This is a genomic window from Paraburkholderia tropica (assembly GCF_900109265.1).
In the GTDB taxonomy this organism is placed as follows: Bacteria; Pseudomonadota; Gammaproteobacteria; order Burkholderiales; family Burkholderiaceae; genus Paraburkholderia; species Paraburkholderia tropica.
Window position 1 is genome coordinate 69,927 of record NZ_FNZM01000011.1, and the last position, 11,199, is coordinate 81,125.

The following is an 11,199-nucleotide window of genomic DNA, read 5'->3' on the forward strand; positions in this document are numbered from 1 at the left end:
GTCAGTTCCCCTGCGACGCGCGGCGGAACATCGCGCGTGTAAAGAGCGGCCGGTTGCGCACGCGCAGCCAGAAAATGAAAACAACGAGCGCCAGCACGACCACGTGCAGCACCACGAGCCCGAGGCCGAACGACATCTTGCCTTGTTCGATCTGCGACTGAATGACGTTCAGCAGATTCGAATACGTGAGGTAGATCAGGACGGCCATCACGAGGTTGATGGTGCGGCTGCGGCGCGGATTCTGATACGCAAGCGGGATCGCCAGCAGCATCAGATTGATCGCGATCAGCGGCAGGCCCGCGCGCCAGGCGAATTCGCCGAGATTGTCGTCGGTGGGCTGGCGCAGCAGGTCGGGCGTGGAGGTCGAACTGGCCGACGGCGTGTTCACGACCGGCTGGCTCTGGATCTTGACGCCGTAACGCTGGAATTCGGAAATGCGGAAGTCGGGATGGCCCGGCTCGCCGTCGTAGCGGCGGCCGTTTTCGAGCACCACGAAGCGGTCGCCGTTCTTCTCGGTTTCCGTGTGCCCCGTCTTCGAGACGATGACGTTGACCTTGCCGTTCTCCGTGCTCGTGACGAACACGTTCTCCACGCGCGCCTGGTCGGGGCTCATGGACTCGATGAAGAACACGCGGTGCGTGGTGGGCGATTCGCGGAACTGGCCCGGCGCGAGCAGCGAGACCTCGTCGCGCTGCTGGAAGCGCGCGCGAATGAGCTTGCTCTGCGCGTTCGACCACGGCCAGCCGATGAAGGCGAAAAACACGATCAGCAGGATGATCGGCGTGGAAAACACGGCGATCGGCTTGATCAGGCGCGTGAGGCTCACCCCGGAGGCGAGCCAGACGACCATTTCGGAATCCTTGTACCAGCGCGTGAGGACGAACAGGATCGACACGAAGAGCGTGACGATGAGCATCACGGCGAGATAGCCGATCACGGTGAGGCCGATCAGGACCAGCACGTCGCGCGGGTCGATCTGGCCCGAAGCCGCGAAACCGACGATGCGGATCATCATCGTCGTCAGCATGATCGTGAGCAGAACCATGAACACAGCGCCGGCCGTGTACGCGAGTTCGCGCTGCAGGGAACGTTCGAAGATCATTCTAGATGGGCAGGGCGGGCGGCTCGGACCAGGCGCCGCGCCTTTCGCGCAACCGCCGAGGAGCCGCCGCGGGAAAAATAGCGGATAATTGCGGCTTTCATCCTAAGCCCTGATTTTATCCGAGGACAAGCGCGATGGACTTTAGCATAAAAGCCTGTGATTGGAGCAAAGGCGGGGAAGGCCCCTTCCTGACCGGCAAGTCGGATTGCGTCGTGGTGGGTGTCTTCGAGGCCCAAACCCTCTCCGGCGCGGCATTCGCGCTCAATGCGGCGCTCGGCGGCACGATCGCCCGCGTCGTCAAGGCCGGCGATATCGACGGCAAGGCCGGTTCCACGCTGTTCCTGCCCGAAGTGACGGGCATCGGCGCGTCGCGCGTGCTGCTCGTCGGTCTCGGCAAGCAGGATGCGTTCGGCCAGAAAGCCTATAACGACGCAGCCCGTGCGGCATGGCGCGTGATCCTCGGCACGCGCATCGCCCAGGTGACCTTCACGCTCGCGCAACTGCCCATCAAGGAGCGCACGAGCGACTGGGGCGTGCGCGCCGCGATTCAGGTCCTGCGCACCGAGACCTACCGCTTCACGCAGATGAAGAGCAAGCCCGACGTCACGCAGCGCGCGCTCAAGCGCGTGGTGTTCAGCGTCGACGCCGCCGACGAGAAGGTGGCGAAGGTCGCCGCGAAGCAGGCCGTGGCGCTCGCCAACGGCATGGACCTCACGCGCGACCTCGGCAACCTGCCGGGCAACGTCTGCACGCCCACCTATCTGGCCGCCACCGCGAAGAAGCTCGCGCGCGACTGGAAGCTCAAGGTCGAAGTGCTGGGCCAGCGTCAGATCGAAGCGCTCAAGATGGGTTCGTTTCTTTCTGTAACAAAGGGCTCGGTCGAACCGCCGCAGTTCATCGTGCTGCATTACCAGGGCGCCAGCGCGAAATCCGCGCCGATCGTGCTGGTCGGCAAGGGCGTCACGTTCGACACCGGCGGCATTTCGCTCAAGCCCGGCGAGGGCATGGACGAGATGAAGTACGACATGTGCGGCGCGGGCTCGGTGCTCGGCACGATTCGCGCGGTCGCCGAAATGGGCCTGAAGCTCAACGTGATCGGCATCATCCCGGCCTGCGAGAACATGCCCGCGGGCAACGCCACCAAGCCGGGCGATGTCGTCACGACGATGGCGGGCCTCACGGTCGAAGTGCTCAACACCGACGCCGAAGGCCGTCTGATCCTGTGCGACGCGCTCACCTACGCCGAACGCTTCAAGCCGGCAGCGGTGATCGACATCGCCACGCTCACGGGCGCGTGCATCATCGCGCTCGGCCATCACAACAGCGGCCTGTTCTCGAAGGACGACGCGCTCGCGGGCGAACTGCTCGACGCGTCGCGCGAAGCTTCCGACCCGGCCTGGCGTATGCCGCTCGACGACGAGTATCAGGATCAGCTCAAGTCGAATTTCGCCGATCTCGCCAATATCGGCGGGCGTCCGGCGGGCAGCGTGACGGCGGCGTGCTTCCTCTCGCGCTTCACCGAAGCGTATCCGTGGGCGCACCTCGACATCGCGGGCACCGCATGGAAGAGCGGCGCGGCGAAGGGCGCAACGGGCCGTCCGGTGCCGCTGCTGGCGCAATTCCTGATCGATCGCGCCGCGCAGTGATGCAGGTGTTGCAAACCATGCTGGAAAGCGGGGCAGGCATGAAAATAGCGGCGGGGCGGGCATGACGCGCATCGACTTTCATACGAATGTCGGCGACTCGCTGCTGTACGCATGCCGTCTCGTGCGCAAGGCGTATCAGGCGGGCCAGCAGGCGGTCGTGCTGGCCGAGCCTGGGCGCCTGCGCGCTTTCGACGAGATGTTGTGGACGTTCTCGCCGCTCGACTTCGTGCCGCATTGCATGGCCGACAGCGCGCACGCGGCCGAGACGCCCATCGTGCTGGCCACGGACCTCGAGCGCGCGCCGCATCATCGCGTGCTGCTCAATCTCGGCGCCGAAGTGCCGCCGCAGTTCGCCCGTTTCGAGCGCCTGCTCGAAGTGATCGGCGATGCGCCCGAGGAACTCGCGTCCGGGCGCGAGCGCTACCGCTTCTATCGCGATCGCGGCTATGCGCTGAACAACTACAAGCAGGGCAGTTGACGCGCCTCGCCTTGCTTGACCGACTTTCGAAGGAGGCGATCATGCCCGATCTCCACGACGTCGACGAGGCGCCGATTCCCATGCTGGACGAGGTGCTGGTCAACGGCAACCTGCTGCGTGCGCGTTCGCCGTTCGAGCGCGCCGAAGCGCCGCAGGGCGAGGCTGCGGCCGTTCACGTTCAAGCGGGTGAAGCCGGTCATGGCGAGCACGCGGAATTGAGCGGCGATGCCGGTCAAGGCAGCCGTCTCGATCCGCTCGATCACATCGATCACGACGATCTGCCCGAACTGGTCGATCGCTTCGAGCCGCTCGTGCAGATGACGCCCGCCAGTGCGGCAGCCGCACTCGCGGCCGCGAACGCCGCGCCGGAGCCGCAGTTGTCGGCGCATGCCGAAGCGCAGACTCCGGTTCAAACACCCGCGCAATCCACCGCTTACGAACCCGAAGGCCTCTTCGCCCACGACGCCGACGCGCTCGTCGAGCGTCTGCGGGGACGCGCGCTGAGTTGGCTCACCGGCGAAGGGCGCGGTGTGATCGAGGCGCGTTGCAGTGCCGCGATGCAGGAGCACGCGCACTGGATCGTCGGGCAGGTGTCGCGCGAGATCGGTCTCGCGCTCGAAACGGAACTGAAGGGCTGGGTGAAGGCCGCAGTGCGCGAGGAACTCGCCGCGCGCGCCGCACATAGCGGTTCGCACAAAGCCTGAGCGGCGCGCGTTCGAGTTTTCTGAATTCTTGAATGCTTTCGCTGCGGCGCGTCACGACCGGTGCGCGCCGCACGCGTCTCGATGGCGCGCCGGTTTGCCACGCGCGCGTTAGCGCATCACTTGAGCGTGAGAATCCAGCCGGCGAGCGTGGCCGCCTGGCCGGGGCTCAGTTGCGTGTTGGCGGGCATGGGCACGACGCCCCAGACGCCGCTGCTGCCTTCCGCGATCTTGTGGGCGAGATAGTTCTGCGCGTCCGGCTTGCCGGCGTACTTCGCGGCGACGTCGCGCAGTGCGGGACCCATGAAGGTGCGCGTGACCGAATGACAGCTCATGCAGTTCTGCTGCTGGGCGAGGGCGAGTGCGCCGGGCGCGTTCTGCACCTGCGCTTGTGCCTGTACGTGCGACGCGGCGAGGAGAAACGTGAGCGCGGCGGCGAGCGTCGCTGTCTTGTTCTTCGCTTGCGACTTCTGTTTCATGCTGGTCTCCGCCAGCGTAGGCGCCGGCTGTGTCGACGCATTATAAGAGCAAAGGGCGCGCGGATTTTCCGTGCGCCCTTTGCCGGGTTGCCGCCTGTGTTATCGCGCGCGCATTGCCGTGTGCATTGCTGCGAGTATTGCGTCTGGCGCGCTTCGTCCCGATTCCTGCTGGCTCACCCTCAGCCCGTCACGGCGCCCTTGTTCGCGGGCCGCGCGAGCGCCGCGAACTTCGCGAGCACGCCGCGCGTATAACGCGGCGCGGGTTGCTTCCACGTGGCGCGGCGGCGCGCGAGTTCGGCGTCGTCGATGTTCAGTTGCAGCAACAGCCGGTGCGCATCGATGGTGATCGAATCGCCTTCCTGCACGAGCGCGATCGTGCCGCCCTCGAACGCCTCGGGCGCGACGTGCCCGACCACCATGCCCCACGTGCCGCCCGAGAAGCGACCGTCGGTGATGAGCCCGACCGTTTCGCCGAGCCCCTTGCCGATGATCGCCGACGTCGGCGCGAGCATCTCCGGCATGCCGGGTCCGCCCTTCGGCCCGAGGTAGCGCAGCACGACCACGTCGCCGGCCTGGATCTTGTCGGCGAGGATCGCGTCCATCGCGCTCTGCTCGTCGTCGAACACGCGCGCCGGGCCGGTGATCACCGGATTCTTCAGCCCCGTGATCTTGGCGACCGCGCCCTCGGTCGCGAGATTGCCCTTGAGAATCGCGAGGTGGCCTTCCTTGTAGAGCGCCTGGTCGATCGGATAAATCACCTTCTGGTCGGCGCGCGGTTGCGACGGCACGTCCTTGAGTTCTTCCGCGATCGTGCGGCCCGTGATGGTCATGCAGTCGCCGTTGAGCAGGCCTGCGTCGAGCAGCAGCTTGAGCACCTGCGGAATGCCGCCCGCCGCGTGCAGGTCGGTGGCCACATACTGGCCCGAGGGCTTGAGGTCGCAGATGACCGGCACCTTCTTGCGCATGCGCTCGAAGTCGTCGATGGTCCAGTCGATTTCGGCGGCGTGCGCGATGGCCAGATAGTGCAGCACGGCATTGGTCGAGCCGCCCGTCGCCATGATCAGCGCCACGGCGTTTTCGATCGATGCCTTCGTGATGATGTCGCGCGGCTTGAGGTCTTTCTTGACCGCTTCGACGAGCACGCGCGCCGACTCCGCCGCCGAATCCACCTTCTCCTGATCGGGATTCGCCATCGTCGACGAATAGAGCAGCGACATGCCGAGCGCCTCGAACGACGAGCTCATCGTGTTGGCCGTGTACATGCCGCCGCACGAGCCGGTCGACGGACACGCGTTCTGTTCGACGCCCTCGAAATCCTCCTCGCTCATGCGGCCCGCCGTGAATTCGCCGACGGCCTCGAACGCCGAGACGATCGTCAGGTCCTTGCCCTTCCAGTGGCCCGGCCGGATCGTGCCGCCGTACACGTAGATGCCCGGCACATTGATGCGCGCGAGCGCGATCATGCCGCCGGGCATGTTCTTGTCGCAGCCGCCGATCACGACCACGCCGTCCATCCACTGGCCCTGGACGCAGGTCTCGATGCAGTCGGCGATCACTTCGCGCGAGACGAGCGAGTACTTCATGCCTTCGGTGCCCATCGACATGCCGTCGGAAATGGTCGGCGTGCCGAAAGTCTGGGCGTTGGCGTCGGCGTCCTTGAGCGCGCCCACGGCGGCGTCGGCGAGCCGTTGCAGGCCCGCGTTGCAAGGCGTGATGGTCGAATGGCCGTTGGCGACGCCGATCATCGGCTTGTCGAAGTCGGCCTTCTCGTAGCCGAGCGCGTAAAACATCGAACGGTTCGGCGAGCGCGCGACGCCTTGCGTGATGTGCTTCGAACGACGGTTGTATGCCATGGGGACGCTCCGTGTCTCGATTTCGATTGTTGTGGGGATGAGGGGACGTGCGTGTCAGGATGGTGTGTCGCGAGCGCAATGTCCAATATATTATTCGTGGCTTATTGAGTCGAAAAACATATCAATTGAGTGGTCACGATGAGTCTCGCGAGTCCCGATCTGCGCCAGTTGCGCTACTTCGTGGCGGTGGCGGAGGAGCAGCATTTCGGCCGCGCCGCCGCGCGCCTGTCGATGACGCAGCCGCCGCTCTCGCAGGCGATCCGCGCGCTGGAGGAGGCGCTTGGCGTGGAGCTGTTCGCGCGCACGCGCCGCTCGGTCGAGCTGACGGCCGTGGGTGCCGATCTGCTGCCGGAGGTGCGGCGCATTCTGGCTTCGGCGGACGCCTTGCGCCCGCTTGCGCAGAGTCTCGCGCGCGGCGAGGCGGGCGTGCTGGCGCTGGCTTTCGTCTCGACCGCCGACTACGGCCTGCTGCCGCTCCTGCTGCGCGACTTCGGCGCGCGCTATCCGCGCGTGCGGCTGCAACTGGCTGAAGCGACCAGCGACGTGCAGGTGGACGAACTGGTGGCGGGGCGCATCGACGCGGGCCTCGTGGTCGCGCCCGTGCCGCCGCGCCACGCGGCGCAGCTCGCGTATCTGCCGGTCGCGCGCGAGCCGCTGGTGATCGCGATGCCGGCGGCGCTCTCGGCGCAACTCGGCGGCGCGGAAGCCGAAGCCGACGCCGACGACGGCTGGTGCGCCACGCCCGTGAACCTGCGCGATCTCGCCGACGTGCCGCTCGTCGTGTTTCCGCGCCATCTGGCCCCGGGTTTTCACGACACGATCATGGACTGCTACGGCGCGGCCGGTCTCGCGCCGCGCGTGGGCCAGGAAGCGATCCAGATGCAGACGATCGTGAGCCTCGTCTCGGCGGGCATGGGCGTGGCGCTGGTGCCGCAGTCGCTGCGGCATCTGCGGCGCACGGGCGTGGTCTACCGGCCGCTCGCGCAGGCCGTGCCGACGATCGAAACCGGCCTCGTCTGGCGCGTGCAGGAGGTGAGCCCGGTGCTGGCGGCGTTCATCGAGATCGTGCGCGCGCATGCGGCGACGGTGAACGCGCAGCCGCACGCGTGAAGTCCCGGCGGCCGACGCGTGTGCACGGCGCCTTCATCTCTGTCCCTTAAAATCGCGGATCAGCACGATCAGCGAGAAATGTGCATTTTGGCTCGCGCGCCCCGGCGTCGGCGATAATGTCACCCCTCGGCGCCGCGTAACGTGCAACCCGCGTGGCGTATCTTGCAACCCGCTTTCAAGCTCACCGCCGACAAGAATCCACTTCACGATGCTCATCCATCCGAATTTCGACCCCGTCGCCATCCATCTGGGGCCGCTCGCCGTGCGCTGGTACGGCCTCATGTATCTCGTCGGCTTTATTCTCGCGATCGTGATCGGCCGTCTGCGCCTGCGTCTGCCGTATGTGGCCGCGCAGGGCTGGACCGCCAAGGACATCGACGACATGCTGTTCTACGGCGTGCTCGGCACGATCCTCGGCGGGCGTCTCGGCTACGTGCTGTTCTACAAGGCGAGCTGGTACTTCGCGCATCCGCTCGACATCTTCAAGGTGTGGGAAGGCGGCATGTCGTTCCACGGCGGTTTCCTCGGCGTGACCTTCGCGATGATCCTGTTCGCGTGGCAACGCGGCCGCACGTGGCTGCAGGTCACCGACTTCGTCGCGCCGATGGTGCCGACGGGTCTCGCCGCCGGGCGTCTCGGCAACTTCATCAACGGCGAACTGTGGGGCCGCGTGACCTCGCCGGATTCGCCCTGGGCGATGATGTTCCCGGGCGCCGCGAACGACGACGCCGCGTGGCTGCAAACGCATCCCGCGCTGGCCGCGAAGTGGCATCTGAACGAAGTGTTCGCGCAATATCATCTGCTGCCGCGCCATCCGTCCGAGCTGTACGAGATCGCGCTCGAAGGCATCGCGCTGTTCTTCGTGCTGATCCTGTTCTCGCGCAAGCAGCGCCCCGTCGGCGCGATTTCGGCGATGTTCCTGATCGGCTATGGCCTCGCGCGCTTCACGGTGGAATTCGCGCGCGAACCCGACGACTTCCTCGGCCTGCTCGCGCTCGGTCTGTCGATGGGCCAATGGCTGTCGCTGCCGATGATCATCGTGGGCGTGCTGCTGATGATCTGGGCGTATCGCCGCGCGAAGCGGGCCAACGGTGACAGCGGTGCGAACGGTGCGAACGGCACGCAGCAGACGGCTGCCGCGAAAAGCTGAAGCGCACAGCGCCCACGCTGAAGTCCCATGAAAAAAGCCACGGTGTTTGCCGTGGCTTTTTTGTTTGGCAGCGCGTTAAAACGTGCTTTCGCAGGCGCTGTCGCGTTACTTCATCTGCACCGAGCCCGAGACGTTGACCGTCACGGTGGAGGTGCCGCCTTCGAGCGGCATGGGTGCCATCTTCGCGTCGGCGCTGGCGGCGCGCGCGCTCATCATCATCATCGGACGCGGCGGCACACCGGAGTGACCCACGTTGACGTCGCGGATCGCATAGCCGCTGTAGCCGAACGCGCGCGCATTCGCGGACGCCTGATCGCGGAACGACGCGATCGCTTCGCTCGACAGCTTCTGTTCGGCGGCGCGCTGCGCTTCGGGCGAGAGCGAGAACGCCACGTTGCCGACCTGCATGACCGACGAGATATCGCCCGCGAGTTTCGACGCGGCGGCGAAGTTGCGCGATTCGAGCACGACCTCGGTGCGGCCGCGCCAGGCGGAGATGCGGCCGTCGCGGTCGGTGGACGGGTAGATCGAGAACTGGCCCGAGCGCGCGGTCACGCCGTTGACGCCCTTGGCTTTTTGCAGCGCGGAGTCGGCGCGCTGATTGAGCGTGCTGGTCAGCGACGCGGGATCGCTCGCTTCCTGCTCGTAGAACAACGTGATCGTGACGACATCCTGCGGCACCTCGGCGCTCGCCTGGGCCGACAGCGAGAGCACGCCGGAGGGCTGATAGCGCGCATCGCTCTGCGCGAAGGCGGCGCTGGGCGCGAGCGTCAAGGCGAGCGGAATCGCAGCGGAAAGGGCGGCGGCGAGCGTGACGGCGGTTCTTTTCTTCATTGTGGCTCCTTGCAGAACGAATGCGCCGGCGGGTCGTTGCAGCACGTGGCAGCGCTGCACATCGCGCGACTGCCTGGACTGACGCGTACCGGCACGAGCGCATGATTGTGCTGAACTTCGCGCACGCGTGTCGGCTGCCTGTACGAAGGCACGGTCTGCTGCGTGGCGGCCGGCGTGTTCGTTAGGCGATGCGCCGCGCGCGGGGTTCCCGCACGCTGGCGGTTTTGCACACTTTGAAGATCGAGCGCCTGAAACAGGCTACATCAGCCGCTTCGTGATGAACTCCCACTCGGCGCGCGTGACCGGCGTGATCGAAAGGCGATTGCCCTTGGCGAGCACGCGCATCTCGGCAAGCTCGTCGTGCTCGCGCAGCGTGGCGAGCGGAATCAGCGCGCACTTCTTCTTGAACACGACGTCGACGAGCATCCAGCGCGGCGTTTCCTGCGTGGATTTCGCGTCGTAGTAAGGGCTTTTCGGATCGAACTGTGTGGGATCGGGATACGCGGTGGAGGACACTTGCGCGAGCCCCGCGATGCCGGGTTCGGGACAGCTCGAATGATAGAAGAGCACGCCGTCGCCGATCTGCATGGTGTCGCGCATGAAATTGCGCGCCTGATAGTTGCGCACGCCGGTCCAGGGCAGCGAGTGCTGCGGCGCGTTGGCGAGATCGTCGATGCTCGCTTCGTCGGGTTCGGACTTCATCAGCCAGTAGCGCATGACGTGAAGATCGATTTGTAGACCGCAAAAGGAAAACGGCATCGGACGCGTGTCCGATGCCGTTCGAATAGGTCCCCGCCTTAGCCGCTAGGCCGGCATCCTGAACCTGAGGTTCAGAATTGGTCGCAGTTAGCAGCACTTCGGGTACATCAGACAAGTGACGCGCACACCCGTGCTACAAATTTCCGCAACCGTGCACATGGCATTGGTTCAAGGAATATATGACCTTGGCGAACCAGGCAGGGAAGCTGAACTGATTGCAACTGCCGTTGATGACAACCACAGCTGCTTAAACCTGTTTAGAAACGTATTCACTTCCTACGTTTCGATGAATCCATTTTAGCGCATTATGCAGCGGCGTTTTTATTGCACGCCATATTGCTGGATCACTGCGCCAAGCTGATCATTCATTTGGCGCATTGTACGACGGATTTCTTCGGCTGGGAATGCTTCTCCGTGACGCACGCTGGTCTGCAAACGCAGCAGTTCCGAGGCGAGCGAGAGCGCCGCCATGACGGCGATGCGATCCTGGCCGCGCACGTTGCTGTGATTGCGGATCTTCGACATTTCCGCGTCCACGCGTGCCACTGCTTCGAGCAGCGCGCCTTCGGTTTCAGGCGAACAGGCGAGGCGATAGCTCTGGCCGAGAATGGTCGCTTCGATCTGTTTGGTCGTCATGCATTTTCTCCGTGGCGAGCGGCGTTGTCGTCGTCGGCGCTTTGCTGCGGTTCGAGCAGGTCGAGCTGATTGTCGCGGTCGGCGCCGGCGCGTGCGCGCGGCAGCTTTTCGAGGATCGCGTTCAGGCGCACCTGTGCGTCGTCGATCTTCGCCGACAGCCCATCGCGTTCGGCCTGCAGCGCGTTACGCTCTTCGCGCACCTGCTCGAGTTCCGTGCGCGTGGCTTCGCATTGCGCTTGAAGTTGTGCGAGTTGCTCTTCGAGCGCCACGCGTGCTTCGTGATGGCGCTGATTGATCTCGATCAGCCGCCCGATGTTTTGTGAGAGTGTTTCGAGTTCGTTGAGCATGTGCTGCGTCCTCTAAAGACAGGCATTCTAGCGCGGATTGCGGCGTATTCCGATAATTGCGTCGTTTCCAGACGTAACAGCCCTGCTTCGTGCCTGCATCTTGC

General features: G+C 65.2%; 13 protein-coding genes and 1 other RNA gene. 5 read left to right on the top strand and 9 right to left on the bottom strand.

Annotated elements, in window-relative coordinates; translation table 11 throughout:
- Nucleotide 1: 1 nt before the first annotated feature.
- Nucleotides 2–1,102 (bottom strand): LPS export ABC transporter permease LptF, encoded by a 1,101-nt coding sequence (gene lptF, locus BMY06_RS19300; RefSeq protein WP_065057319.1) that lies wholly within the window; start codon nt 1,100–1,102, stop codon nt 2–4.
- 134 nt (nt 1,103–1,236) lie between these two features.
- Between lptF and BMY06_RS19305 the strand changes: the two genes are divergently transcribed.
- The 3 genes from BMY06_RS19305 to BMY06_RS19315 all read left to right on the top strand — a co-directional run bounded on the left by BMY06_RS19305 (nt 1,237) and on the right by BMY06_RS19315 (nt 3,930).
- Nucleotides 1,237–2,748 carry a leucyl aminopeptidase gene (locus tag BMY06_RS19305; RefSeq protein ID WP_074984675.1) on the top strand — a complete coding sequence of 504 codons (1,512 nt, stop codon included), beginning with the start codon at nt 1,237–1,239 and terminating at the stop codon, nt 2,746–2,748.
- 61 nt (nt 2,749–2,809) lie between these two features.
- Nucleotides 2,810–3,226 (top strand): DNA polymerase III subunit chi, encoded by a 417-nt coding sequence (locus BMY06_RS19310; RefSeq protein ID WP_065057321.1) that lies wholly within the window; start codon nt 2,810–2,812, stop codon nt 3,224–3,226.
- Nucleotides 3,227–3,267: 41 nt separating this feature from the next.
- On the top strand, nt 3,268–3,930 hold the full coding sequence (locus BMY06_RS19315; protein WP_074984678.1) for a DUF2486 family protein: 663 nt from the start codon (nt 3,268–3,270) through the stop codon (nt 3,928–3,930).
- Between the two features lie 116 nt (nt 3,931–4,046).
- Here the strand turns inward: BMY06_RS19315 and BMY06_RS19320 are convergent, their stop codons facing one another.
- Nucleotides 4,047–4,406 (bottom strand): c-type cytochrome, encoded by a 360-nt coding sequence (locus BMY06_RS19320; protein ID WP_074984680.1) that lies wholly within the window; start codon nt 4,404–4,406, stop codon nt 4,047–4,049.
- 179 nt (nt 4,407–4,585) lie between these two features.
- Nucleotides 4,586–6,259 carry a dihydroxy-acid dehydratase gene (ilvD, locus tag BMY06_RS19325; RefSeq protein ID WP_065057324.1) on the bottom strand — a complete coding sequence of 558 codons (1,674 nt, stop codon included), beginning with the start codon at nt 6,257–6,259 and terminating at the stop codon, nt 4,586–4,588.
- A 138-nt stretch (nt 6,260–6,397) separates the two neighbouring features.
- On the opposite strand from ilvD, the gene BMY06_RS19330 reads away from it, so the two are divergent.
- A complete protein-coding gene (locus tag BMY06_RS19330; RefSeq protein ID WP_074984682.1) occupies nt 6,398–7,369 on the top strand; it encodes a LysR family transcriptional regulator in 972 nt (323 codons plus the stop codon).
- A 33-nt stretch (nt 7,370–7,402) separates the two neighbouring features.
- Here BMY06_RS19330 and BMY06_RS38805 read toward each other — a convergent pair whose 3' ends face one another.
- A complete protein-coding gene (locus BMY06_RS38805) occupies nt 7,403–7,585 on the bottom strand; it encodes a hypothetical protein (RefSeq protein ID WP_124261103.1) in 183 nt (60 codons plus the stop codon).
- Between BMY06_RS38805 and lgt the strand changes: the two genes are divergently transcribed.
- Nucleotides 7,578–8,519, top strand: a complete 942-nt coding sequence (gene lgt / locus BMY06_RS19335) for a prolipoprotein diacylglyceryl transferase (protein WP_074984684.1) — start codon at nt 7,578–7,580, stop codon at nt 8,517–8,519. The genes BMY06_RS38805 and lgt overlap by 8 nt on opposite strands.
- Before the next feature lie 105 nt (nt 8,520–8,624).
- Here the strand turns inward: lgt and BMY06_RS19340 are convergent, their stop codons facing one another.
- The 5 genes from BMY06_RS19340 to BMY06_RS19360 form a co-directional block, all read right to left on the bottom strand.
- Complete coding sequence (locus tag BMY06_RS19340; RefSeq protein ID WP_074984685.1) at nt 8,625–9,353, bottom strand: SIMPL domain-containing protein; 729 nt, start codon at nt 9,351–9,353, stop codon at nt 8,625–8,627.
- Between the two features lie 258 nt (nt 9,354–9,611).
- The gene (locus BMY06_RS19345) at nt 9,612–10,070 is read right to left on the bottom strand and encodes an EVE domain-containing protein (RefSeq protein ID WP_074984686.1); all 459 of its coding nucleotides are present in this window, start codon (nt 10,068–10,070) and stop codon (nt 9,612–9,614) included.
- A gap of 68 nt (nt 10,071–10,138) precedes the next feature.
- Nucleotides 10,139–10,319, bottom strand: a non-coding RNA gene (gene ssrS / locus BMY06_RS19350) — 6S RNA.
- A 114-nt stretch (nt 10,320–10,433) separates the two neighbouring features.
- Nucleotides 10,434–10,748, bottom strand: coding sequence for a cell division protein ZapA (locus tag BMY06_RS19355; protein WP_065057327.1), 315 nt, complete (start codon nt 10,746–10,748; stop codon nt 10,434–10,436).
- A complete protein-coding gene (locus BMY06_RS19360; RefSeq protein WP_074984688.1) occupies nt 10,745–11,095 on the bottom strand; it encodes an ATPase in 351 nt (116 codons plus the stop codon). The genes BMY06_RS19355 and BMY06_RS19360 overlap by 4 nt, the downstream gene beginning before the upstream one ends.
- Nucleotides 11,096–11,199 lie beyond the last annotated feature (104 nt).